This is a genomic window from Microbacterium sp. T2.11-28, from assembly GCF_950097975.1.
Lineage (GTDB): Bacteria > Actinomycetota > Actinomycetes > Actinomycetales > Microbacteriaceae > Microbacterium.
This window is the reverse complement of record NZ_CATNHF010000009.1, coordinates 1-23,866: the sequence shown is the minus strand read 5'-3', so window position 1 is coordinate 23,866 and position 23,866 is coordinate 1. Positions and strand designations below refer to the sequence as shown.

The 23,866-nt window shown below is 72.1% G+C and carries 22 protein-coding genes and 1 tRNA gene; 14 read left to right on the top strand and 9 right to left on the bottom strand.

The annotated features are described in order from the left end of the window. Positions 1-325: 325 nt before the first annotated feature. Together QQZ13_RS06770 and QQZ13_RS06765 are read right to left on the bottom strand one after the other, a co-directional pair. Positions 326-398, bottom strand: a tRNA-Arg gene (locus tag QQZ13_RS06770). 200 nt (positions 399-598) lie between these two features. Next, positions 599-1,243, bottom strand: coding sequence for an asparagine synthase (locus tag QQZ13_RS06765; protein ID WP_284528300.1), 645 nt, complete (start codon positions 1,241-1,243; stop codon positions 599-601). 104 nt (positions 1,244-1,347) lie between these two features. On the opposite strand from QQZ13_RS06765, the gene QQZ13_RS06760 reads away from it, so the two are divergent. The 4 genes from QQZ13_RS06760 to QQZ13_RS06745 all read left to right on the top strand — a co-directional run bounded on the left by QQZ13_RS06760 (position 1,348) and on the right by QQZ13_RS06745 (position 5,696). Further along, positions 1,348-2,184 (top strand): SDR family oxidoreductase, encoded by an 837-nt coding sequence (locus tag QQZ13_RS06760; RefSeq protein WP_284528299.1) that lies wholly within the window; start codon positions 1,348-1,350, stop codon positions 2,182-2,184. A gap of 112 nt (positions 2,185-2,296) precedes the next feature. Further along, positions 2,297-2,923, top strand: coding sequence for a DUF4956 domain-containing protein (locus QQZ13_RS06755; RefSeq protein ID WP_284528298.1), 627 nt, complete (start codon positions 2,297-2,299; stop codon positions 2,921-2,923). After that, on the top strand, positions 2,920-3,804 hold the full coding sequence (locus QQZ13_RS06750) for a polyphosphate polymerase domain-containing protein (RefSeq protein WP_284528297.1): 885 nt from the start codon (positions 2,920-2,922) through the stop codon (positions 3,802-3,804). Before QQZ13_RS06755 ends, QQZ13_RS06750 begins: the two co-directional genes overlap by 4 nt. Before the next feature lie 23 nt (positions 3,805-3,827). Next, complete coding sequence (locus QQZ13_RS06745) at positions 3,828-5,696, top strand: carbohydrate-binding domain-containing protein (RefSeq protein WP_284528296.1); 1,869 nt, start codon at positions 3,828-3,830, stop codon at positions 5,694-5,696. A 15-nt stretch (positions 5,697-5,711) separates the two neighbouring features. Here QQZ13_RS06745 and QQZ13_RS06740 read toward each other — a convergent pair whose 3' ends face one another. Continuing rightward, positions 5,712-6,143: a YdeI/OmpD-associated family protein gene (locus tag QQZ13_RS06740; protein WP_284528295.1), complete on the bottom strand. Its 432-nt coding sequence runs from the start codon at positions 6,141-6,143 to the stop codon at positions 5,712-5,714. A gap of 97 nt (positions 6,144-6,240) precedes the next feature. Here QQZ13_RS06740 and QQZ13_RS06735 point away from each other — a divergent pair, with 97 nt between their 5' ends. From QQZ13_RS06735 to QQZ13_RS06725, 3 genes are all read left to right on the top strand, one after another. Next, on the top strand, positions 6,241-6,444 hold the full coding sequence (locus tag QQZ13_RS06735; protein WP_284528294.1) for a hypothetical protein: 204 nt from the start codon (positions 6,241-6,243) through the stop codon (positions 6,442-6,444). A gap of 187 nt (positions 6,445-6,631) precedes the next feature. Further along, positions 6,632-7,045, top strand: a complete 414-nt coding sequence (locus QQZ13_RS06730; RefSeq protein WP_284528293.1) for a DUF4383 domain-containing protein — start codon at positions 6,632-6,634, stop codon at positions 7,043-7,045. Positions 7,046-7,050: 5 nt separating this feature from the next. Beyond that, positions 7,051-7,596 (top strand): hypothetical protein, encoded by a 546-nt coding sequence (locus tag QQZ13_RS06725; RefSeq protein ID WP_284528292.1) that lies wholly within the window; start codon positions 7,051-7,053, stop codon positions 7,594-7,596. Between the two features lie 178 nt (positions 7,597-7,774). On the opposite strand, the gene QQZ13_RS06720 is transcribed toward QQZ13_RS06725, so the two are convergent. The 4 genes from QQZ13_RS06720 to QQZ13_RS06705 all read right to left on the bottom strand — a co-directional run bounded on the left by QQZ13_RS06720 (position 7,775) and on the right by QQZ13_RS06705 (position 13,140). Further along, positions 7,775-8,725: an aldose 1-epimerase family protein gene (locus QQZ13_RS06720; RefSeq protein ID WP_284528291.1), complete on the bottom strand. Its 951-nt coding sequence runs from the start codon at positions 8,723-8,725 to the stop codon at positions 7,775-7,777. Positions 8,726-8,730: 5 nt separating this feature from the next. Continuing rightward, complete coding sequence (araA, locus tag QQZ13_RS06715; RefSeq protein WP_284528290.1) at positions 8,731-10,233, bottom strand: L-arabinose isomerase; 1,503 nt, start codon at positions 10,231-10,233, stop codon at positions 8,731-8,733. A gap of 53 nt (positions 10,234-10,286) precedes the next feature. After that, positions 10,287-11,873, bottom strand: a complete 1,587-nt coding sequence (locus tag QQZ13_RS06710; protein WP_284528301.1) for a xylulokinase — start codon at positions 11,871-11,873, stop codon at positions 10,287-10,289. A gap of 277 nt (positions 11,874-12,150) precedes the next feature. Then, complete coding sequence (locus QQZ13_RS06705; RefSeq protein WP_284528289.1) at positions 12,151-13,140, bottom strand: LacI family DNA-binding transcriptional regulator; 990 nt, start codon at positions 13,138-13,140, stop codon at positions 12,151-12,153. A 320-nt stretch (positions 13,141-13,460) separates the two neighbouring features. Here QQZ13_RS06705 and QQZ13_RS06700 point away from each other — a divergent pair, with 320 nt between their 5' ends. The 7 genes from QQZ13_RS06700 to QQZ13_RS06670 all read left to right on the top strand — a co-directional run bounded on the left by QQZ13_RS06700 (position 13,461) and on the right by QQZ13_RS06670 (position 21,745). Then, a complete protein-coding gene (locus tag QQZ13_RS06700; RefSeq protein WP_284528288.1) occupies positions 13,461-14,441 on the top strand; it encodes an ABC transporter substrate-binding protein in 981 nt (326 codons plus the stop codon). A gap of 106 nt (positions 14,442-14,547) precedes the next feature. Then, positions 14,548-16,143 (top strand): sugar ABC transporter ATP-binding protein, encoded by a 1,596-nt coding sequence (locus tag QQZ13_RS06695; RefSeq protein ID WP_284528287.1) that lies wholly within the window; start codon positions 14,548-14,550, stop codon positions 16,141-16,143. Continuing rightward, on the top strand, positions 16,140-17,168 hold the full coding sequence (locus QQZ13_RS06690) for an ABC transporter permease (RefSeq protein ID WP_284528286.1): 1,029 nt from the start codon (positions 16,140-16,142) through the stop codon (positions 17,166-17,168). The genes QQZ13_RS06695 and QQZ13_RS06690 overlap by 4 nt, the downstream gene beginning before the upstream one ends. Then, the gene (locus QQZ13_RS06685) at positions 17,165-18,196 is read left to right on the top strand and encodes a sugar ABC transporter permease YjfF (protein ID WP_284528285.1); all 1,032 of its coding nucleotides are present in this window, start codon (positions 17,165-17,167) and stop codon (positions 18,194-18,196) included. The genes QQZ13_RS06690 and QQZ13_RS06685 overlap by 4 nt, the downstream gene beginning before the upstream one ends. A 53-nt stretch (positions 18,197-18,249) precedes the next feature. Then, positions 18,250-19,782 carry a sugar ABC transporter ATP-binding protein gene (locus QQZ13_RS06680; protein ID WP_284528284.1) on the top strand — a complete coding sequence of 511 codons (1,533 nt, stop codon included), beginning with the start codon at positions 18,250-18,252 and terminating at the stop codon, positions 19,780-19,782. Continuing rightward, a complete protein-coding gene (locus QQZ13_RS06675; protein ID WP_284528283.1) occupies positions 19,779-20,840 on the top strand; it encodes a LacI family DNA-binding transcriptional regulator in 1,062 nt (353 codons plus the stop codon). The genes QQZ13_RS06680 and QQZ13_RS06675 overlap by 4 nt, the downstream gene beginning before the upstream one ends. Before the next feature lie 56 nt (positions 20,841-20,896). Beyond that, the gene (locus QQZ13_RS06670; RefSeq protein WP_284528282.1) at positions 20,897-21,745 is read left to right on the top strand and encodes an NAD(P)-dependent oxidoreductase; all 849 of its coding nucleotides are present in this window, start codon (positions 20,897-20,899) and stop codon (positions 21,743-21,745) included. 78 nt (positions 21,746-21,823) lie between these two features. Here the strand turns inward: QQZ13_RS06670 and QQZ13_RS06665 are convergent, their stop codons facing one another. Together QQZ13_RS06665 and QQZ13_RS06660 are read right to left on the bottom strand one after the other, a co-directional pair. Continuing rightward, a complete protein-coding gene (locus QQZ13_RS06665) occupies positions 21,824-22,435 on the bottom strand; it encodes a hypothetical protein (RefSeq protein ID WP_284528281.1) in 612 nt (203 codons plus the stop codon). A 290-nt stretch (positions 22,436-22,725) separates the two neighbouring features. Beyond that, a complete protein-coding gene (locus QQZ13_RS06660) occupies positions 22,726-23,760 on the bottom strand; it encodes an alcohol dehydrogenase catalytic domain-containing protein (protein ID WP_284528280.1) in 1,035 nt (344 codons plus the stop codon). Between the last annotated feature and the right edge of the window lie 106 nt (positions 23,761-23,866).

The window sequence follows — 23,866 nt, the reverse complement described above, 5'->3', positions numbered from 1 at the left end:
GACGGCATCAACGGAGCAATCAGCTCCCACTGCGCATCAGTCAGCAACTCCGTTCGAGACACACACCGAGCGTTCCAGCGACCAGCCCAAACCTTTGGGAGACACGCCCTAGTGGCGGTCGTCTTTCGACGCCATGCCAGCGTCCGCCACGCTCGTGTGCTCGCTCGGGACAACATCGCCCGTCTAGCCGGCGCACAATGATGCCCGCATGGCGTTCGACAAACGCACCACCCCGCAGCCGAAGACCCACAGTCGCAAGCACACGCCCAGAAACCACGAAACCCCGCGGGATCCGCGGGGTTTCGATCACTGTCTCAACACAGTGTGCGCCCGAAGGGACTCGAACCCCTAACCTTCTGATCCGTAGTCAGATGCTCTATCCATTGAGCTACGGGCGCATGACTTCCGCTCTCGCGAAGGCCAGCGACCAGCTTACATGACAGCTCGGGATCGACCGAATCGAGGGCACCACCACGGCGCAGATTCGGAGGACGGCACCGGATTCGGAGCGAGGGGGCGAGAGGCTCCGAGCCCGACGCGGATCTCCGAATCTGCGAGTCGCGTGCAGGACCGGCGCAGCGGCCCGCCACGAGCGCCGCTACTCGAGCTCGGCAGGATCGAACACGTCCGCCCCGGACTCGAGGATCTCGGGCTCGATCCCCTGCGCGCGCAGCTCCTGCTGCTTCGCCAGGCTCCGGCGGCGCGACGTGAGCTTGGGGAGGTCGACCAGGCGCAGCGCCTGCATGCGCGCGCCGCGCATGCGCTCGTAGTCGGGGTCGAGGTCGGGCCGGGCGGCCTCGATGCGCAGAGTCCGGTCGATGTTCTTCGCGACCTCGTTCCAGGCGACGTCGCGGGCGTCGAGGATGAGCTTGCGGAGCTCTTCGACATCCTCAGCGCGCGCCCGCAGCTCCCGGGCGACGTGCAGCGACTGCTTCTGGCGCCGGCGGAGGTTGCGCACGTCGCGGCTGCGGTAGTCGTGGGTGCCGTCCGACTCGCTGTGGCGGCCGCGGGCGCGCTTGCGCTGCCGCTCGGTGCGCGCCGCGTCGGCCTCGGCCTCTTCTGCCAGCGTCAGGAGCGCCTCGCGCGCCTCGGCCTCGTAGCGCGCCACGTCGAAGTCCTCGCCCTCGGCGAGGATGTGCACGAGCATGCGGTTCTTCAGGCTCAGTCGAGTGGCCGCCGAGGCGATGTACAACCCCTCGGCGACGACGTCACGGGTGCGAACCCGCTTGCGCTTCTCCGCCACGACACTCCTTGCATCGATCCTACGGAACCGCATCGGAGAGAATCGAGGGCGGGGACGGAAGTATTCGCCCCCGTGATCGATGTGAGCGCGAGGGAGCGGCGAGGATGCCGGAACTGGATGTCACGGGCGCCACGAGCGTCATCACCGGGGCCGCGGCGGGGATGGGGGCGGAGGTCGCGCGCGAGCTCGCACGCCGAGGGGCCCGGATCGCCCTCGTCGACCGCGACGCCGCCGGACTCGCGGCCGTCGCGCAGAGCCTCGAGGGCGACGGCCACACGACGCACGTCGTCGACCTCGCCGACGATGCGGCCGTCGAGGCCGCCGCGGCGGAGATCGCGGCACACCACCCGCTCGTCCAGACGCTGATCACGTGTGCGGGATCGTCGATGCTCGGCAGCATCGACCAGCTCACGATGGCGGAGATGCGCTGGCTGATGGACGTGAACCTGTGGGGCACGGTGAGCATCACCCAGGCCCTGCTGCCGGCGCTGCGCCGCGCCCCCGCCGCGCACATCACCCACCTCGTCTCGATCTACGGCCTCGCCGCGCCGGCGGGACGCATCCCCTACGCCATGAGCAAGTTCGCCGTGCGCGGCTTCACCGAGGCGCTCCGTCACGAGCTCGAGGACGGCTCGGTCACCGTCGGCGCGGTCTACCCCGCCGGGGTGAAGACCGGCATCATCCTGCGCGGACGGTACGCGGCGGCCCTCGATCCGGCCATCGCCCAGCGGGCCGCCGCGGCGCAGGCGAAGATGTACCACACCGAGCCCGCCCACGCCGCGCGCCGGATCGTCGAGGCCACCGTGCGCCGCCGCCCGCGGACGATGATCGGCCGCGAGGCGCGCCTGGTCGACGTGCTCGCGCGCCTGGCTCCCACCCGGTACTGGGCGGCGATGCGGCGGCCGCTCCGCGCCGCCGTGGACACGACGACACCGATCTGAGGGGCGACCCACGGGCCGCTCCCGATTCGTCAGCGACGCCTCGGCGCAGCATAGGAACCGCATAGCGCCGCCCTGCTCAATGGTTCTCCGGACACACACGTCAGGAGTTCCCATGAATCTGCTCGCCGTCATCGCCGTCGACCTCGCCGCCATCGTCGTGCTCGCCTTCGGCGTCTACTACCCCCGCCATCGCCGCCGTGACCTGGCCGTCGCCTTCGTCGGCGTGAACGTCGGAGTGCTCGCCGTGTCGATGGTGCTCGCCGACACGACGGTGGGCGCCGGCCTCGGCCTCGGCCTGTTCGGCGTGCTGTCGATCATCCGCCTGCGCTCCCGGGAGATCGAACAGAGCGAGATGGCCTACTACCTCGCCGCGCTCGCCCTCGGACTGGTCGCGGGGCTGTCGGCGACGATCACCTGGACGACCGCCGGCATCATGCTGCTCGTCGTCGGCGCGCTGGCGATCGTCGACAGTCCGGCGCTCCTGCGCCGCTCGCGCGAGCAGACGCTCGTGCTCGACCGCGCGTACCCCGCGGAGGACGACGCCCGCCGCGCCGTCGAGGACCTCCTCGGCGCGCGCGTGCACCGCCTCACGATCCGGAGCCTCGACTTCGTGTCGGACACCACGACCGTCGACGTCCGCTACGCGGTCCGCAGCGTCGGCCGCTCCGGGGCACGGTCGACAGGCTCCTCCGCGTCGCTGCCCGGCGCGCACGAGCGGGTCGCGGAGGTGACCCGGTGAGCGCGCGACACGACGTCCCGCGGCACGACGTCCTGAGGCGCGAGGCCCTGCGACATGACGCGCTGGCCCGGCTGCACGCGCTGCGCACGGTCGACCTCGCGCAGCTGAACGCCGCGGCGGAGCTGCAGACCCGGGTCGATCGCAAGTACCTCCTCCCCGCCTCCGCCCTGCCGGCGGTGCTGGCCGCGCTGCCGCAGGGCAGCGAGGTGCTGGAGATCGGCGGCGAGCAGGCGCTGCGCTACGCGTCGCAGTACTACGACACCCCCGACCTCGACAGCTACTTCGGCGCGGCACGCGGCCGGCGGCGCCGGTTCAAGGTGCGGGCGCGCACGTACGTGGACTCCGGCGGCTCGTTCCTCGAGGTCAAGACCCGCGGCGGGCGATCGGCGACGGTCAAGGAGCGCGTCCCGGTCGAGGGCGACGTGCTCGACGGCGACGCGGTCGCGTACGCGGTCGATCTGCTGAGCGACGCCGGGATCCCGGGCGCCGCCGACCTGGCCGCACGGCTGGAGCCGGTGCTGGTCACCCGCTACCGCCGCGCGACGCTGCTGCTGCCGGCGACCGCCGACGGCGACGCCTCGCGCGCGACGATCGACCTCGACCTCGCCTGGGTCGGCGCCGACGGCCGCACGCTCACCCTTCCCGCGTCGGTGATCGTCGAGACGAAGTCCGGCCAGCGCGCCGGCGCCCTCGACCGCACGCTGTGGCGCCACGGTCACCGGCCCGCCTCGCTGTCGAAGTACGGCACGGGGATGGCGGCGCTGCACCCCGCGCTCCCCTCGCACAAGTGGCGACGCTCCCTCACCCGGCACTTCGCCGCCGGCACCATCACTCCCCCGGTCACCTCGCCAATCACCTCGCCGATCAGCTCGGCCGCCTGATCCGCTCCCGAAAGGACGCTCCCATGAACACCCCCTCCGCCGCGCCGCGTGACTCCCGATCTCGCCGACCCCGGCGCCTGTGGCTGGTCGCCGCTCCCGCGCTGGCCCTCGCGCTCACCCTCGCCGGCTGCTCGGCGGCGACCACCGCCGCCACCCCGTCCACGACCGCCGCGGCGGAGGCCGCCGACGCCGAGGCGTCGACCACCCAGGCGTCCTCGTCGCTCACCGGCGCGACCGACGCCACCCAGACCGCGGCCGACGTGCTCGCGGCGAATCAGGAGACCCACGACAAGACGGACGACGACGAGTGGGATGCTGCGGACGCCACGACCATCGAGCTCTCGGGCTCGTCGGCGTCGGTGACCGGCGACGGCGCGGCCGTGGACGGCGCCACCGTGCTCATCTCGCAGCCGGGCACGTACGTGCTGTCGGGCGACTACAGCGGCCAGGTGATCGTGAGCAGCGATGCCGACGGACAGGTGCGGCTCGTCCTCGACGGCGTCGACATCGACACGGATGCCGGAGCGGCGATCGACGTGCAGGCGGCCGACGAGGCCGTCGTGATCCTCGCCGACGGCTCGGCGAACAGCCTGTCCGACGCCTCGTCGTACGCCGACGATGCCGACGCCAATGCGGCCCTCTCCAGCGCCGCGGACCTGACGATCACCGGCACGGGATCGCTCACCGTGACCGGAAACGGGAACGACGGCATCGCGTCGTCCGACGGCCTCGTGATCCAGTCCGGGACGATCTCGGTGACGGCCGCCGACGACGGCATCCGCGGCAAGGACTACCTGGTCATCCGCGGCGGCGCGCTCACCGTCGACGCCGGCGGCGACGGCCTGAAGTCCGACAACGAGGAGGCCGCCGAGCGCGGCTTTGTGCTCGTCGCCGGCGGGACCGTCGACGTCACCAGCGGCGACGACGGGATCGACGCGTACACCGACGTCGTGACCACCGGCGGGACGGTCTCGATCGTCGCCGCGGGCGGCGCAGGCTCCGGCGCGGGCTCCGGCGCGACCGATGGGGGCGCGAAGGGCGTGTCCGCCGGGGTCATCGCCGTGTTCGAGGGCGGCGAGGTCACGGTCGATGCGGCCGACGACGCCGTGAACGCGAGCGCATACGTGCACCTGGCCGGGGCCACCGTCACCCTCGCCACCGGCGACGACGGCGTGCACGCCGACCTGCAGCTGGTGATCTCCGCCGGGCAGAACACGGTCACGCGGTCGGTCGAGGCGCTCGAGGGCGGCCAGATCACCGTCTCGGGCGGCGACACCGCCGTCACGGCGAGCGACGACGGCACCAACGTCACCGCCCCCGACACCGGCACGGCGGAGATGACGATGCTGATCAGCGGCGGCACCCTGCTCGTCGACGCGGACGGCGACGGCCTCGACGTCAACCAGGGCGCGATCACCCAGACCGGCGGCACGGTCGTGGTGTCGGGCCCGACGAACAACGGCAACGGCGCGCTCGACGCCGACGGCGGGATGACGATCTCGGGCGGCGTGCTCCTGGCGGCAGGCTCGTCGGGCATGGCGGTGGCGCCGTCGGCCGACTCCGATCAGGCGACCGTGCAGTTCACCGTGTCGGGCTCGGTCGCCGCGGGAACGGTGCTCACCGTCGTCGACGAGTCAGGCGAGGCCGTGGCATCCTTCACGACCGACAAGCAGGTGCAGAGCGTCGTGTACTCGAGCGGCGACATCGTCAACGGCGAGAGCTACACGCTCGTCTCGGGCGGCTCCGTCGGCGCCGAGGTGCTCGGCGGCCTCGCGGAGCCGGGCTCAGCCGGATCGACCACGGTGGCCACAGGCGTCGCCGGCGAGCAGACCTCGTCGGAGATGGGCGGCATGGGAGGCGGCCCCGGCGGTGGGGGCGGTCAGCGCCCCTGACGCCTCCCCCAGACGTCAGCCGCCGAGCGCGGACGCGATCGCCTCGATGCGACGGGTCCGGGTCTCGGCGGCTTTCGCCGTCTCGACGCTCGTCACGTGCGCCTTGCGGGCGCTCGGCGACAGGGCGTCGAACGCCGCCCGGGCACCGGCGGCGGACAGCGCGGCCGCCAGGTCCTCCGGTACGTCGACCGTGCGCGGCGCGGTGTCCAGCTCGAGGTCGACCGTGATCGCATCACCACCGCCGATCCCCGAGGCGGCGCGCTTGTCGGAGCTGAACGGGATGAGATGGCGCCCGCCCATGACCGCCAGCGTGGACCGGTAGGTGTAGCCGTTCACGGTCACGACGACCGCGGCGCGCTTGCCGCCGCCGAGCCCCTCGACCACGTCGGCAGGCACCGGGATCCCCGTGTTGTTGCCCTGTTGGAACATGACCGACTCGAAACGCATGACCCCGTGGTTACCACTGACCGCGGGGCGGAGCAACCCCCGTGACCCCGGTGATCACCCTCCGTACGTTGGGGTCAACTCGAGAAGGGAGCAGATCATGGGATTCCTGGATGACGCGAAAGAGGTCGCCGACACGGCCGGTCGCAAGATCAAGGACGCGTTCGAGGACACCACCGACCGCATCGGCGACAAGGCCGATGAGGCCAAGGCCGACGCCAACGTGCGGAAGGCCGAAGCCGAGAAGGAGTCGGTCGAGAACCGCAACGAGCTCAAGGAGCAGTTGCGCGGCGACCACAAGTAGGACCGCGACCACGCCGGCCCCTTTCCTCCCTGCCGGCGAACTGCGAAGGCCCCGGAGCGCTCCGGGGCCTTCGCGTCGCCTCGGCTCATCCGAGCCCCCGCACGTCAGATCCCATCCGATCCCCGGATGGTTCCGAACAACCACCGAAACCCGGCGAACGCCGGGAGCAGAAACGGAGAACCCCACCATGCGCAATTCACCGAATCGCCTCGTCGCGACCATCTTCGGCGCGGTCTACCTGCTGGTCGGCCTGCTCGGCTTCGCCGTCACGGGCGGCGTCGGCTTCATCTCGACCGACGGCGGCCTGCTGCTCGGCATCTTCGAGGTCAACCCGCTGCACAACATCGCGCACCTTCTGATCGGCGCCGCGCTGCTGTTCGCCGGACTCGCCAACGTCCGCGCCGCCAAGGCCACCAACACCGCCGTCGGTGCCGTCTACCTGCTGCTCGGCATCGTCGGGTTCTTCCTCGTCGGCACCGCGGCCAACATCCTGGCCCTGAACACGTTCGACCACTTCCTGCACCTCGCCAGCGCCCTCGTGCTGCTCGGCGTGGGTGTCGGAGCCGAGCGCGGCACCGACCGCCGCATCGCGTCGGTCTGACGCCGATGTCCGCCGCCGAGCTGACCCGCTCCTGGCCGCCGCTGGCGGCCTGGGGAGCCGGACTGGTGCAGGTCGCGCTCGGCGCGGGCATCGTGACGGGGACGGATGCCGCGCCGCGCGCGGCCGGCATCCTCCTCGTCGCCGTCGGCGCAGCCACCCTGGTGTGGGGTGTGCTGCGTCTCGCCGGCCGCAGCCTCGAACGGACCGGAGTGGCCCTCGCGCTGCTCGGCGTCCTCGCAGGCACGGCCGCACTCCTCGCCGATCCCGTGCGCACGAGTGTCGTGGCGGTCGCCGTCGCGATCGTGCTCGACGCGGTGATCGGCGTCACGATCGGACGCTCGCGGCGGTCCCGTACGAGGCGTGCTCCGTCGCCGCGCGGAGCCGTCGCGGGCGTTCTTCCCCTCACCGGGGCGGCACCCATGGTCGGGTTCCTCCTCGGCGCGGTCGCCGTGGCCGGTGTGGTCACGCCGGCGCTCGCGTCGACCGAGGCCGGGCGCCTGGCTCCCGACCACGGCAGCCACACCCTCCTGGTCGACCCGCACGGTCACTGACCTGAACCCCTGAGGCCCGGCTGCCGGCCCGCTGGCCCGCGTCCCGCCGTCGCAGATTCGGAGCATCGCGCCGGATTCGGAGGAGCGGCCGCTCGGCATCCGAATCCGGTGCGATTCCCCGAATCCGCTCGCGACCGCATCCCCACCGACAGGGCTACAGGCCTACAGGGCTACAGGGCTACAGGGCGCGGATGCGCCAGGATGCCGACGCCGCCTCACCCGGCTCGAGCACGAGCAGTCCCGTGTCGAACGGGTAGGCCGCCGCATTGAACGCGTCGGGCGCGCACGTCATGGGCTCGACCGCCAGGCCCGCACGGTGCGCCGGCGACGCCGGACCCTCGGGCTGGTCGGCGGTGTGCACCTGCACCCACGAGCAGGCGGCATCCCACGCGATCGCGACGCCCGTCCCGGCCTGCACGTCGCGCACGATGACCGCCGTCCCGCCGCCCCCGTCCCGGACGAGCCCCGTGTATGCGTGGTCGATCTCGACGGCGCCGATCTCGCGCTCCGTCCGGAAGTCGAAGCGCTCCGCATCGGTCTCCACGCCGACGAGCTCGGTTGGCGAGAGCCGGTCCGGCGTCGTCTGGAGCACGCGATCGGCCGGCAGCGACAGCGTCCACTCGTCGAGCGGGTGCGGACCCGCCACGAGGTACGGATGCGGGCCCGTGCCGAAGGGCGCCGCCGTCGCGCTCTCGTTGCGGGCGGTCACCGTCTGCGACAGTCCCGCCGCCGAGAGCTCGTACCGGGTCTCGACGCGCACGCGCCACGGGTAGCCCAGCTGCGGCTCGATCGTCGCCGCGAGCGTGACGTGATCCACGCCGCGGTCCACCGCGTCGAAGTCCAGCCACGCCACGAGCCCGTGAAGGGCCTGCCCGCGCTCCGGCTCGGTCAGCGCCGTCTGGTAGTCGACGCCCGCGAACGAGTAGCGGCCGTCGACGATGCGGTTGGGCCACGGCGCCAGGGTCGCCCCGCGGTAGGCCGGGCGCACCTCGTCGGCCTCGAAGGGGACGACGAGGTCGCGGCCGGCATGCCGGAAGGCGCGCAGCGACGCGCCGACGCTCGCGATCACCGCCTCGTCGTCACCGGCCCGGAGGGTGTACTGCGTGCCGGAGAGAGGAGTGCGTGCCATGCGTGTCAGAGTCCCTGCGCGAGTCGGTAGTAGGCCTGGTTCCAGCGGAGCTCCCGCTGGAAGCCGCGGACCGTGGTGTCCTCGTCGATGACGACGAGCTCGGTGCGGGCGATCTCCGCGAAGTCGCGGAACACCTCGATGCCGACGGCCGTGGTCATGACTGTATGGTGCGCGGCGCCCGCCGTCAGCCAGCACGCCGCGCTCGTCGCGAAGTCCGGCGCCGGCTTCCAGATCGCCCGTCCCACGGGAAGCTGCGGGAGGTCGGGCGCCTCGATGTTCTCGACGACGTTGGCGACCAGCCGGAACCGGTCGCGCATGTCGCTCATCGCGACCACCAGGGCGGGCCCGGGGTCGGCGGTGAAGACGAGGCGCACCGGGTCGTCCTTGCCGCCGATGCCCAGCGGGTGGATCTCGAGCCGCGGCTTCGCGGTCGTGAGCGACGGGGCGACTTCGAGCATGTGCGCGCCGAGGATCTTCTCGTCTCCCGAGACGAGGTCGTAGGTGTAGTCCTCCATGAGGCTCGCGCCGCCGGGAAGTCCGGAGCCCATGACGTTGGCGATCCGCACGAGGATGGCGGTCTTCCAGTCGCCCTCCGCGCCGAACCCGTACCCCTCGGCCATGAGGCGCTGGACGGCGAGCCCCGGCAGCTGGCGCAGTGCACCGAGGTCCTCGAACGACGTCGTGAACGCGCCGAAGCCGCCCTCCTCCAGGAACGAGCGCAGTCCGACCTCGATCGCCGCGCCGTCCCGGAGGGACTGGTGACGCTCCGCGCCCGGAAGGAGCTCCGGCGCGACGTCGTACTCGTCGAGGTAGACCTGCACGAGCGCGTCGACGTCGGCGTCGGAGGCCGCGGCGACCGCGTCGGCCAGCTCGTTCACGCCCCACGTATTGACCTGGACGCCGAAGCGCAGTTCGGCCTCGGTCTTGTCGCCCTCGGTGACGGCGACGTAGCGCATGTTGTCGCCGAAGCGGGCGAGCTTGAGGGTGCGGGCCGCCTGCCAGCCGGCGGCGGCGCGCTGCCAGTCCTCGACCTGCTGCAGCACGGCCGGGTTCGACACGTGCCCGACCACGGTCTTGCGCGCCACGCCCAGGCGGGTCTGGATGTAGCCGAACTCCCGGTCGCCGTGGGCGGCCTGGTTGAGGTTCATGAAGTCGAAGTCGATGTCGGCCCAGGGCAGCTCGACGTTGGCCTGCGTGTGCAGGTGCAGGAGCGGCTTCTGCAGCGCGTCGAGACCCGAGATCCACATCTTGGCGGGGCTGAAGGTGTGCATCCACGCGATCACGCCGATGACGGAGTCGTCGGCGTTGGCGTCGAGAGCGAGCCGGCGGATCGAGTCGGAGTCCTTCAGGACCGGCTTCCACTCGACCTTCACGGGCAGTCCGGCGAGACCGGCGACGACCTGCTGGGACTGCTCGGCGACCTGCCGGAGGGTCTCCTCGCCGTAGAGGTTCTGGCTGCCGGTGACGAACCAGACGGTGTAGGCGTCGAGAGAGGTGGACAGGGCCATGGGCGTTCCTTTCGAGGATGCCGGAGGGGTGGGTTCGGATCGTGCTCGGGGTGTCAGAGGGCGTCGACGGCGGCCCGCTCGGCGGCAAGGCCGGCGGCGTAGCGATCGAGGAAGGCGGCGTAGCCGGCGACGTCTGCGGGGTCGGGGTCGGCGATCTGCAGGGCGGCGCCGGCGAAGACGCGCTCGTCGAGATAGGCGCCGAGCGGCGATGCGGGGGCCTCGCCGTCGGCGCCGGAGAGGCGGTAGGCGGCCAGCACGGCGATGCCCCAGGCGCCACCCTCGGAGGCGGTGTCGCCGACGGCCACCGGGGCGGACAGCGCTCCGGCGAGGAAGCGCTGGGCGACGCCGGCCGTGCGGAACATCCCCCCGTGGGCGAACATCCGATCCAGTGCGACGCCCTCCTCCGCCAGCACGCGCATGCCGAGGCTGAGCGTCGCGAACACGCCGTACAGCTGGGAGCGCATGAAGTTGCCGAGCGTCAGGCTGCTGTCGGGGGTGCGGACGACCAGCGGGCGCCCCTCGGTCGTGCCGACGATGGGCTCGCCCGCGAGGTGGTTGTATGACAGCAGGCCGCCGGCATCCGCGTCTCCGGTCACGGCCTCGGCGAACAGCGCGCCGTAGACGTCGTCGACCGGCAGCGGCGAGCCCGACGCCTCGGCGAACCGCACGAACAGGCCCACCCACGCCGCGAGCTCGCTGGCGCCGTTGTTGCAGTGGACCATCGCCACGGGGTCGCCGGCCGGCGTCGTCACGAGGTCGAGCTCGTGGTGCTGCTGCGCCAGCGGGCGCTCGAGCACCACCATCGCGAAGATGCTGGTGCCCGCCGACACGTTGCCGGTGCGGGGCGCGACCGAGCCGGTGGCGACCATGCCCGTCCCCGCATCCCCCTCGGGCGGGCAGAACGGGATGCCGGGACGCAGCGCACCGGTCGGGTCGAGCAGCTCGGCGCCTTCCGGCGTCAGCGCGCCGGCATCGGCCCCGGCGACCAGCACCTCGGGCAAGAGCGTCGTCAGCGGCGGCGTCGAGGCGAGCGCGTCGTAGCGGGCGACCAGGTCGGCGTCGTAGTCGTGCGTCGCGGCGTCGATCGGGAACATCCCCGATGCATCGCCGACGCCCAGCACGTGCCGTCCGGTGAGGCGCTGGTGCACGTAGCCGGCGAGCGTCGTGAGCGCGCGCACGTGCGGCACGTGCGGCTCGGCGTCGAGCTCCGCCTGACGCAGGTGGGCGATCGACCAGCGGAGCGGGATGTTCGTGCCGAGCAGGTCGCTGAGCTCGGCCGCGGCCGGTCCCGTGCTGGTGTTGCGCCAGGTGCGGAAGGGGACGAGCAGCTCCCCCGCCTCGTCGAAGGCGAGGTAGCCGTGCATCATGGCCGAGACGCCGATCGCGCCGATCGTGTCGATCGCGGCCAGTTCGCCTCCGGTGATCCGGCGGACGTCGGCGACCAGCGCCGCGTAGGCCGCGCGCACGCCGGTCCACACGTCGTCGAGCGCGTAGGTCCACCGCCGGTCGACGAACGCGTTCTCCCACTCGTGGCTGCCGACGGCGAGAACGCGCGCGGGATCGTCGGCGTCGACGAGGCAGGCCTTGATGCGGGTGGAGCCGAGCTCGATGCCGAGCGCGGTGCGGCCCGATGCGATGATCCGGGCGTCGTCCGCCGCGCCGGCGGTGTCCTGGCTGCCTGCGCCGTCCGGGCTGCCAGCGGTGTCGTGCGGGGTCACGGTGCCTCCGTTGGTCTCGTGCGCCGATCTCGACGTCGCGCTCATGTTACCGGTAACACGCCGCGCGCGCCAGGTCGTGGTTCCCTTCCGCGAACCGACACGATTTCGCCGAGCCGACACGATGTCGCGCGCACGCAGCGTGTCGGCTCGGCAAGAGGGTGTCGGCTCGGCGCACGTCGGACGGCGAGGTCGCGGAGGCTCAGGCGGCGGGCGCCGCGGACGAGGAGCGGATGACCAGCTCGGCCGGACGCGCGGTCGCGGGCGTCTCGACGCCGAGGAGCTCGTCGATGCAGCGGCGGGCCTCGCCGGCGAGATCCAGACGGACGGTGGTGAGCGCGGGGAGGTAGAAGCCCGCGTCGGGATTGTCGTCGAAGCCGGTGACACTGACGTCTGCCGGCACGCGGACGCCGGCCTCGCGCAGCCCCGCGATCACCCCGAGCGCCAGCGGGTCGGTGGCGACGGCCACGGCGGTCGGCCCGCCGGGCGCGCGCACGGCGGCGGCGACCTCTCGGCCGAGGGCGGCGCCGGCCGCCGCCGACCAGTCGCCCTCCCCCGGGGCCGCCGCGTTCAGCGCAGGCGGGGCGAGCGCGCTCGCCACCCCGCGCGCGCGGACGGTCGCCTCGCTCCACGCCTCCGGCCCCGACAGCACGGCGATCCGGCGGTGCCCGAGCCCGACGAGATGATCGATGGCGAGGGCGGCGCCGGCGGCCTGCCGTTCGGCTCCTGCGCCGCCGTGGAGCGCCACCAGGGGCACGGCCGGCTCGGCCCGCTCCACCTGCTCCAGCGATGCCGTGTGCGGGGCGACGATCGCGATGCCGTCGACGCCCTGGACGAGCAGGTGCTCGACGGCGTCGGCCACCGCGTCCGCCTCCGCGCCGTCGGCGTAGGCGGTGGTGATCCACCGGCCCGCGGCGCGGGCGGCGGCCTCGAGCGCGGCGATCCCCGCCGCCGGGCCGAACAGCGCGGCATCGCTGGCGACGACGCCGATCATCCGGGTCGTCGCCGTGCCGAGGGCGCGGGCGGCGTTGTTCATCCGGTAGCCGAGCGCCGACGCGGAGGCCAGCACCCTCGCGCGCGTCTCGGGACGGATGTGGGGATGGTCGTTGAGCACCCGCGACACGGTCTGGGTCGAGACGCCGGCGTGCGCGGCGACCTCGCGCATGCCGACGCGCGGGACAGGGCTGCTCATCCGCTCAGGCTAGCGCCGCCGCCTCGCCGGCCCGGCGGAGGGTGCGCGAAGTGTCGCGCGCGGCGCGGTCGCCCCACGCCTCGTGCGCACGCGACCCCCGCGACAAAGGGCGAATGTGATCGCTCACGAGGGAGCGCCCACGTGCGCTACCCGCCGCATCCCGGATCGCGCTGTCCGTGCGCGGCGTTACCGAACTGTTATCGCTCACATCTTGCCGAGACACGGAATGTGAAGGCTAACATTCCGAGCACAGGCTCACCGCAGACCTGTGACACGACACCGACGTCGCACCGTCGGTCCCGAACGAGGAGGTTCCAGGGATGAAGAAGAACATGCTGGCCGGCGTCGCCCTGCTGGGCGCACTGGCCATGGCCGTCAGCGGCTGCGCCGGCAACACGGGCGAGACGCCCGGCGGCGACGGCGGCGACGACGTCATCAAGGTCGGCTTCGCGCAGACCGGATCGGAGTCGGGCTGGCGCTCGGCCAACACGGAGTCGATGAAGGCCGCGTTCTCGGCCGAGAACGGCTTCGACCTGATCTTCAACGCCGCCGACAACAAGCAGGAGGCGCAGATCGCCGCCGTCCGCAGCTTCATCAACCAGGGCGTCGACGCCATCGTCATCGCGCCCATCACGGTCGACGGCTGGGACGACGTGCTCACCGAGGCCAAGGATGCCGGCATCCCCGTGATCCTCGAGGACCGCACGGTCTCGGCCAGCGAGGACCTCTACGCCTCGTGGGTGGGCCTCGACTTCGAGCAGGAGGGCCGCACGGCCGGCGAGTGGGTCAAGGAGAACTTCGACGGCAAGGGCGCGAACCTCGTGATCCTCGAGGGCACGACCGGCTCCTCCGCGGCGCTGGACCGCGCCACCGGCTTCGGCGAGGCCATCGAGGGCACCGACATCAACGTGCTCGACTCGCAGACCGGCGACTTCACCCGGGACGGCGGCAAGAAGGTCATGGAGGGGTACCTGCAGAAGTACGGCAGCGACATCGACGTGCTCTTCGCCCACAACGACGACATGGGCCTGGGAGCGCTCGACGCGATCAAGGCGGCCGGCCTCACCCCCGGCACCGACATCCAGATCGTGACGATCGACGCAGTCAAGGACGGCATGACCGCGCTCGCCAACGGCGAGTTCAACTTCATCGTGGAGTGCAACCCGCTGCTCGGCGAGAAGGCGGCCGATCTGGTCAAGGCGGTCCTCGCGGGCGACACCGTCGAGAAGAAGACGATCGTCCCGGACCAGTCGTTCACGCAGGAGCAGGCGAAGGAAGTCCTGGACTCGCGTCCGTACTGATCCTCACCGCCCTCACCGCGGGGGCCGGAGCCGACCCGGCCCGGCCCCCGCACCACCCCGACCACACCGCCCCGGCAGCCGCCGCCCGCGGACAGGAGTGCAGAACATGACCGAGGCTCCCCGTGCCGTCGTCGAGATGCGCGACATCTCCGTCGTCTTCCCCGGAGTGAAGGCGCTCGACGGCGTCGACTTCACGCTCCGGGCCGGCGAGGTGCACACCCTCATGGGCGAGAACGGCGCCGGCAAGTCCACGCTGATCAAGGCCCTCACCGGCGTCTACGCGATCAGCGGCGGGACGATCGTCGTCGAAGGCCGCGAGCGGGTGTTCCGCTCGACCGCCGACGCCCAGGCCGCCGGCATCTCGACGGTCTACCAGGAGGTCAACCTCTGCACGAACCTCTCGGTCGGCGAGAACGTCATGCTCGGCCACGAGGTGCGCCGACTCGGTCGCATCGACTGGCGCGCCACCCACCGCGAAGCGGCCCGGCACCTCGCGGCGCTCAGGGTGGACATCGACACCCACTCGGCGCTCGGCAGCCACTCCATCGCGCTGCAGCAGCTGGTCGCGATCAGCCGCGCCATGGTCACCGACGCCCGGGTGCTCGTGCTCGACGAGCCCACCTCCAGCCTCGACCGCGGCGAGGTCGAGCAGCTGTTCGCCGTCGTCCGCGACCTGCGGGACCGCGGCGTCGCCATCCTCTTCGTCACGCACTTCCTCGATCAGGTGTACGAGATCTCCGACCGGCTCACGGTGCTGCGCAACGGCCGGCTCATCGGCGAGCACCTCGCCGCGGATCTTCCGCGCGGCGAGCTCATCTCCCAGATGATCGGACGCGAGCTCGACGAGCTCGAGGCCATCTCGCGGGCTGCCGAGCGCACGGTCGACCGCACCGCCGCGCCGGTGCTGCGCGCCACCGGCGTCGGCCGCAAGGGCGTGCTCGAACCGGTCGACGTCGAGGTCTACGACGGCGAGGTCGTGGGGATCGCGGGTCTCCTGGGCTCGGGGCGCACCGAGCTCGTCCGGCTGCTCTACGGCGCCGACCGCCCGGACACCGGCGAGACGGAGGTGCGCGGAGCACCGGCGCGGATCACCAACCCGCGCCACGCCATCGATCGTCGCATCGCCTTCTCGTCCGAGGACCGGCGCGCCGAGGGCGTCATCGGCGACCTCACCGTCGCCGAGAACATGGTCCTCGGCGTGCAGGCCCAGCGCGGGGCGCTGCGCAAGATCGGCAAGGCCGAGCAGGATGCCATCGTCGCCGAGTACATGACGGCCCTCGGGATCCGGCCCGCCGACCCGCATGCGCTGCTGCGCAACCTGTCGGGCGGCAACCAGCAGAAGGTGCTGCTGGCCCGCTGGCTGGCCACGGCCCCGCAGCTGCTGATCCTCGACGAGCCCACCCGCGGCATCGACGTCGGGGCCAAGGCCGACATCCAGCGCAAGGTCGCCGAGCTGTCCGCCCAGGGCCTGGCGGTGGTCTTCATCTCCTCGGAGCTCGAGGAGGTCGTGCGCATCTCGCAGCGCATCGCCGTGATGCGCGATCGTCGTAAGATCAGCGAACTCGACGCGATCGGCATCCACGTCGACGACCTGGTCGACGTCATCGCCCAGGAATCCCCCCTCCACACCGCCGAGACGACGCCGTCTCACCAGAAGCCCGAGACGACGCCGTCTCACAAGAAGCCGGAGAACGCGGCATGAAAGCCATCCTCACGCACCGCCTGTTCTGGCCGGTCGCCGCCCTGCTCGCCCTCATCGTCATCAACACGATCGCGCGGCCCTCGTTCCTCTCGATCACGGTGCAGAACGGCCAGCTGTACGGCCCGATGATCGACATCCTGCGCAACAGCGCGCCGCTCATGCTGGTGGCGCTCGGCATGACACTGGTCATCGCGACGCGCGGCATCGACCTCTCGGTGGGGGCGATCATGGCCGTCTCCGGGGCCGTCGCGCTCACGTTCATCTCGGGATCGAGCGATCCCGACGGGCTCCCCACGGTCGTGATCGCCGTCCTGCTCGGCGTCGGCGTCGCCCTGGTGCTGGGGGTGTGGAACGGCTTCCTCGTCGCCGTCGTCGGCATCCAGCCGATCATCGCGACCCTCGTCCTGATGCTCGCCGGCCGCGGTGTCGCGCTGCTGATCACCGGGGGCTTCATCACGACGATCAACAGCGAGCCGTACCGCTTCATGGCGCAGGGATACGTGCTGGGGCTGCCGTTCGCCTTCTACGTGTCGGTCATCGCCATCGTCATCGTCGCGCTGCTGGAGCGGCGCACCGCGCTGGGGGTGCTCACCGAGGCGGTGGGCATCAACCCCGAGGCCAGCCGCCTGGCCGGCGTCCGGTCGCGCGGCATCATCTGGGGCGCCTATGCGGCGAGCGGTCTGCTCGCGGGCCTTGCCGGCATCCTCTACAGCTCGAACATCATGGCCGCCGACGCCAACGCGGCGGGCCTGTACATCGAGCTCGACGCGATCCTCGCCGTCGTGCTCGGCGGCACCTCGCTCATGGGCGGCACCTTCTCGCTCGCCGGCACCGTGGTCGGCGTGTTCACCATCCAGACGCTGAAGTCGACCATCACCTTCCTGGGGGTGCCGCCGGCGGTCAGTCCGCTGTTCCTCGCCATCGTCGTGGTGATCGTCGTGCTCGTGCAGTCGCCGCGCACCCGCGGGCACCTGACCCGCGCCCTCCGAACGTTCCGTCCCGATGCGAAGGCGGTGGCCTCGTGAGCACCCTGACCGCCGAGCCGACCGCGCCGGCGTCGCCCCTGGTGGCGACCGTCCGCCGCTTCCGGAGCCGCCACGCCGCGTGGATCCCGGTCTTCGCCGCCCTCGTGATCTTCGTCGCGATGCTCGTGGGCGCCCAGGCCTACTTCGGCAACTTCCTCACGCCGCGCGTGCTCTCGGCACTGCTCCTGGACAACGCCTACCTGCTGATCCTCGCGGTCGGCATGACGTTCGTGATCCTCACCGGCGGCATCGACCTCTCCGTCGGCGCGGTCATGGCCTTCACGGGGATGCTCGGCGCGAGCCTGCTCGGACAGGGGCTGCCCACGACGGTCGTCGTGCCGGTCATGGTGCTCCTCGGCGCCGGCATGGGCCTGGCCGTCGGCGTCATGGTGCAGTTCTTCGACGTGCAGCCCTTCATCGCGTCGCTGGCCGCGATGTTCGCCGCGCGCGGCCTCGCCTTCATGGTGAGCCTGTCGTCGATCAAGGTGGAGGACCCCGCCATCCTGTGGCTGCAGTCCACGCGCCTGCAGGGCGCCCCGGGGACGTTCTACCTCACGCCCACCGGCATCATCGCGCTCCTCGTGGTGCTCGCCGGCATCCTCGTGCTGCAGTACACGCGGTTCGGACGCACCGTCTACGCGATCGGCGGCAACGAGCAGTCCGCCCGTCTCATGGGGCTCCCCGTGGTGCGCACGAAGCTCCTGGTCTACGTGATCAGCGGGGTGTGCGCCGGCCTGGCGGGCGTCGTCTTCACCGCCTACACGGGCGCCGCGTATCCGCTGACCGGCGTGGGCACCGAGCTCGACACGATCGCGGCCGTCGTCATCGGCGGGACGCTCCTGTCGGGCGGCAGCGGGTTCGTACTGGGTTCGATGATCGGCGTGTTCGTCTACGGCACCATCAAGACGGTCATCTCGTTCCTCGGCGCCGAGCAGTCGTGGACGCGCATCATCATCGGGGTGATCCTCCTCGTCTTCGTGGTCATGCAGCGACTCATCGTCACCCGGACCGGCGCGAACCGGCGCTGACACCGGGTCGGCGTGCGCGCTGCGCGAGGGTGCACCCGGGCATGATGGTCACCATGGATCCACGCGAGCACGGGGGCGGCCCCGCCCCCGTCGTCGAGATCTCCGGCGCGACGGTGCGCTTCGGGGCCGAGACGGTGCTCGACCGCGTGGACTTCCGCCTCTTCCCGGGCGAGGTGCACTCGCTCATGGGCGAGAACGGCGCCGGCAAGTCGACCCTGATCAAGGCGCTCACCGGGGTGCTGCGCCTCGACGCGGGCGAGATCCGGATCGGCGGCGAGCGCGCGTCCTTCCCGACGCCGGCGGCCGCCATCGCCGCGGGCATCGGCACGGTCTACCAGGAGATCGACCTCCTGCCGAACCTCACCGTCGCCGAGAACATCTGCCTCGGCCGGGAGCCGCGGCGCTTCGGCGTGGTCGACTGGCGCGCGATGTCGGCGCGTGCGGAGGCGGTGCTGTCCGACCTGGGGCTCGACGTCGATCCGCAGTCGATCCTGTCGACCCATTCGCTCGCGATCCAGCAGCTGGTGGCGATCGCCCGGGCGATCTCGGTCGATGTGAAGGTGCTCGTGCTCGACGAGCCCACCTCGAGCCTCGATCTCGACGAGGTCGCCGAGCTGTTCCGCGTGATGCGCGAGCTCACCCAGCGCGGGGTCGCCATCCTGTTCGTCTCGCACTTCCTCGACCAGGTGTACGAGATCTGCGATCGCATCACGGTCCTGCGCGGTGGCCGGCTCATCGGCGAGTACGTGCCGACGGAACTGCTGCGGGTGGGGCTCGTCGAGAAGATGCTCGGGCGCACGAGCGACGAGATGTCCGTGCGCGGCCGCGCGGAGACGCCGTCGGAGGTGTCCTCGCCGGTGCTGGAGGCGACCGACGTGACCGTGGGACCGGGGATCGTCGGCGCCGATCTCCGGCTCGCCGAGGGCGAGGTGGTGGGGCTCGCCGGGCTGCTCGGGTCGGGGCGGACCGAGCTGGCGCGCGCCCTGACGGGCGTGGACCGGGTGGATGCCGGCACGATCCGCGTGGGCGACGCCCCCGTCGACCTCACCTCCCCCCGGCGCGCGATCGCGCTCGGCGTGGTCTACTCGTCGGAGAGCCGGCGCACCGAGGGCATCATCGAGGGCCTCAGCGTGCAGGACAACATCACCCTCGCCCTGCAGGCCGAGCGGGGCGTGCTGCACCGGCTGGGCAACACCCGGCGGCGGGAACTCGCCCAGAGCTGGATCGAGGCGCTCGACATCCGGCCCGCAGACCCCGACCGCCCGGCGGGCACCCTGTCGGGCGGCAACCAGCAGAAGGTCCTCCTCGCGCGCCTGCTCGCCCTCTCCCCCCGCGTGCTCGTGCTCGACGAGCCCACGCGCGGCATCGACGTGGGCGCGAAGGTCGAGATCCAGCGCCTCGTCGGCGAGCTCGCCGACAACGGTCTCTCGGTGGTGTTCATCTCGGCGGAGCTCGAGGAGGTGCTGCGGGTGTCGCACCGGATCGCGGTGCTGCGCGGCGGCCGCATCGTCGAGACGCTCCCGGCCGACGAGCTGACCGTGGACTCGCTCCTCGCCCTGGTCGCCCAGCCGGAGGAGACCCCGTGAGCGAGGACCGCGGCGCGAAGTCCGCGAACATCTTCGATGTGGCGCGCCTGGCGGGAGTGTCCCACCAGACGGTCTCGCGGGTGCTCAACGACCTCCCGAACGTGCGTCCCGCCACGCGCGCCCGCGTGGAGCAGGCGATCGCACAGCTGCGCTACAGCCCGTCGCCGGCGGCCCGCGCCCTCGTCACCCGCCGCACCCGCACCATCGGCCTCGTCACCCCCGGCACCGCCGACTTCGGGCCGACCTCGATCGCGATGCACTTCAACGTGGCGGCGCGCGCCGAGCGGTACTCGGTGGACGCGGTCACCTCCCCCGATCCCGATCCCGCCGCCGTGCGCACCGTGATCGAGGGGCTGCTGCGGCAGCGGGTCGACGCGATCGTGCTCGTCGTGAACCACATCGGCGTGCTCGAGGTGGTGCGCGGACTCGAGCTGAGCGTGCCGGTCGTGGCCGCCGCCGCGACCCAGCGCCGGCATCCGAACCTCGTCTCGATCGACCAGTACCGCGGCGCGCGGGCCGCCGTCCGCCACCTGGCCGAGCTCGGCCACCGGCGCATCCTGCACCTGGCGGGACCGCCGAGCAACCCCGACAGCCTGGAGCGTCTGCGCGGGTGGCGGGACGAGCTGACCGCCCAGGGCCTCGTCGCGATCGAGCCGCGCCACGGCGACTGGTCGGCCGCGAGCGGGTTCGAGATCGGCGCGAGCCTCGATCTCGGGGGCGCGGGCGGGGGCGACGGCGACGCGGGCGGCGCGGGCGACGCCGCCGTGTTCGTGGCGAACGACCACATGGCCATCGGCCTGGTCTCGGCGCTGCGCAGCCGCGGCCTGCGCGTGCCCGACGACGTGAGCGTCGTGGGGTTCGACGACGTGCCGGAGGCCCCGTTCCTGCTGCCGCCGCTCACGACCGTGCGGCAGGACTTCCAGGCGCTCGGCGAGCTCATCATGCAGAAGGTGCTCCTCGCCGTCGAGGAGCCGCACGAGCTCACCGAGGACACGCCCATCGCCACGCATCTGATCGTGCGGGAGTCGACGCGGGCGGCGGGACCGCCTACGCCGTGACGGTCGCCGTGGCAAGCCCCGCCTCCCACCCCGCCCGGTCGTGACAGGCTGAGGGCATGCGCATCGCCGTCACCGGAGCATCCGGAAAACTGGGAACCGTCGTCGTCCGTGAACTGACCGCCGCGGGGCACGAGGTCATCGGCCTCGACGCCACCGGCACCCGGGGCCCGGGCTTCGTCCAGGTCGATCTCACCGACTACGGGCAGGTCGTCGACGCGCTCACCGCGGTCGGCGACCAGCACGACGGATTCGACGCGCTCGTGCATCTGGCCGCGATCCCGGCCCCCGGCATCCGTCCCGATGTGGAGACGTTCCGCAACAACGTGCTCAGCACCTTCCACGTCTTCTGGGCGGCGCTGCGGCTCGGGATGACGAAGATCGTGTACGCCTCCAGCGAGACCGTGCAGGGCCTTCCGTTCGACGTGCCGCCGCCCTACATCCCGGTCGACGAGGACTACCCCGCCCGGCCCGAGTCGGTCTACTCGCTCGTCAAGCACCTCGAGGAGACGATGGCGACGGAACTCGTGCGCTGGCACCCGGAGGTCTCGATCACCGCGCTGCGCTTTTCCAACGTCATGGTCCCCGCCGACTACGCCGACTTCCCCGGCTTCGACGCCGACCCGCGGGGGCGCAAGTGGAATCTGTGGAGCTACATCGACGCCCGCGACGGCGCCCAGGCGGTGCTGCGGGCCCTCGAGGTCGCCCCGGCCGGGTTCGACCACTTCCTCATCGCGGCCGCCGACACGGTCATGAGCCGCCCGAACGAGGAGCTCGTCGCGGAGGTCTTCCCGGGGGTGGAGGTGCGCGGCCCGCTCGGGGTCAACGACTCGCTCTTCTCGACCGCGAAGGCGCAGCGCCTGCTCGGCTACTGTCCGGTGCACTCCTGGCGGGACGAGGTCGGCTGAGCCGCCAGGGGCGGGACAGCAGCGAGCGGCGCCGGGAATGATCCCGGCGCCGCTCGTGCGTCGTGCGGTCCTCGTCGGTCAGTCGCCGAGGATGCCGTCGACCAGGTCGTCCACGTCGGACGAGATGTCGCCCACCGCGTCGTCGACGTCCGCGCCGATGTCGCCGGTCACATCGCCCACCTCGGACGAGACGTCTCCGGCGATGTCGCCGACCTCGGCACCCACGTCTCCCACGCTGGTGTCGTTGCCGCTCGCGTTGCCGTTGCCGCTGCCGTTGCCCACCTCGGGGCTGACCTCGGTGCCGTTGCCGACCTCGTTGCCGTTGCCGACCTCGTTGCCGCTGCCGACGGGGGCGTCCACGCTCACGTCGTTGCCGCTGCCGACCGGGGCCTCCACGGTGTTGCCGGAGCCGATCGGGGTGTCGTTGCCGGAGCCGATCGCGCCGGAGCCGATGTCTCCGACGTTCACGAGACCGCCCTCGAGGATGTCGCCGCCCGTGAGCCCCAGGTCGAGTGCGTCACGGATCGAGGTCTGCAGCGCATCGAGCGAACCCGTGGCCTCGGTCGTGGTCGAGGACTCGTCGTTGGTGACGTCGTCGGCCTGTGCCGGCAGGGCCGCGCCCGCGGCCAGCGCCACAGCGCCGAGTCCCGCCGCCGTGAAGATCCCCACTCGCTTCGTGTTCGTACGCATCGGTTGTTTCCTTCCGTTCGGTGCGATTTCCCGCACGTCCGGTCATCCGGAGGCACCGCCCGATCGGATGGGTCCCGTCCCGCCGGGTCGCGCCGCAGAGCGTCCGCCGCGCATCCCCGATCCGCACCAGGATGCCGATCGCAGCGGTTTCCTGGGAGCTTCCTGGCAACCGCCACGGGCCCCCATCCGCCGAGCCGACACGTTTCGCACGAGCCGACACGGTGTGAGCGCGCAAAAGCGTGTCGGCTCGGCGAAATCGTGTCGGCTCGGCGGAAGCGGGATGCGGGGCGTCAGGGGCGGAGGAGGACCTTCAGCGCCTCGCGGTCGTCCATCAGGCGGTAGCCCTCGGCCGCCTCGTCGAGCGGGAGCTCCACATCGAACACCGCGCCCGCATCCACCGATCCGTCGAGGATGCCGGGAAGGAGCCGGTCGATGTACGCGCGCACGGGGGCGACGCCGCCGGTGATGGTGACGTTGCGGACGAACTGCTCGCGGCCGATCGGGCCCGTCGAGTACTGGGGCACGCCCACCCGGGTGACGACCCCGCCGTCGCGGACGACCCCGAGCGCCTGCTCGTAGGCGGGGAGATGGCCGACCGCGTCGATCACCACGTGGGTGCCGTCGCCGCCGGTGAGCGCGCGGACGGCCTCGACGCCCTCCTCGCCCCGGGCCGCCACGACATCGGTCGCACCGAATCGCCGGCCGAGGTCGGTGCGTGCCTCGTGTCGCCCCATCAGCACGATCCGCTCGGCACCCAGCTGCGCCGCCGACAGCACGGCGAGCAGTCCCACCGCGCCGTCGCCGATGACGGTCACCGACGCGCCGGGAGCGACGCCGCCGGTGACGGCGGCATGCCACCCGGTGCCGTAGACGTCGCTCAGGGTGAGGAGTCCCGGCATGCGCTCGTCGTCCTCGGCCACGTCGACGCGGGAGAGGGTGCCGTCGGCCAGCGGCGCGCGGCGGTACTGGGCCTGCGCACCGCCGGTGCGCGGAGCGTTCGCGAGGCCGCCGATCCGGCAGGAGGTCTGCAGCCCCGCGCGGCAGAAGTCGCACACGCCGCACGACCACACGAACGGCACGATCACGACGTCGCCCGGGCGTACGGTCGCGACCTCCGCGCCGACCTCCTCGACGACGCCGATCATCTCGTGACCCATCGAGCGGCCGTGCTCGCTCGGCTCCATCGAGTGGTACGGGTGCAGATCGCTGCCGCAGACGCAGGCCACGAGCGTGCGCAGCAGGGCATCCGTCGGCTCCTCGATCGCCGGATCGGGGACATCGATCACCCGGACGTCGCCGGGTCCGTACATGTACGTCGCACGCATGCTCCCAGTCTGCTCCCGTCCGGCCGCTGCCGGCGCCGCCGAGCCGACACGTTCTGCGCGAGCCGACACGCTGCGCACGCGCAAAAGCGTGTCGGCTCGGCAGGGA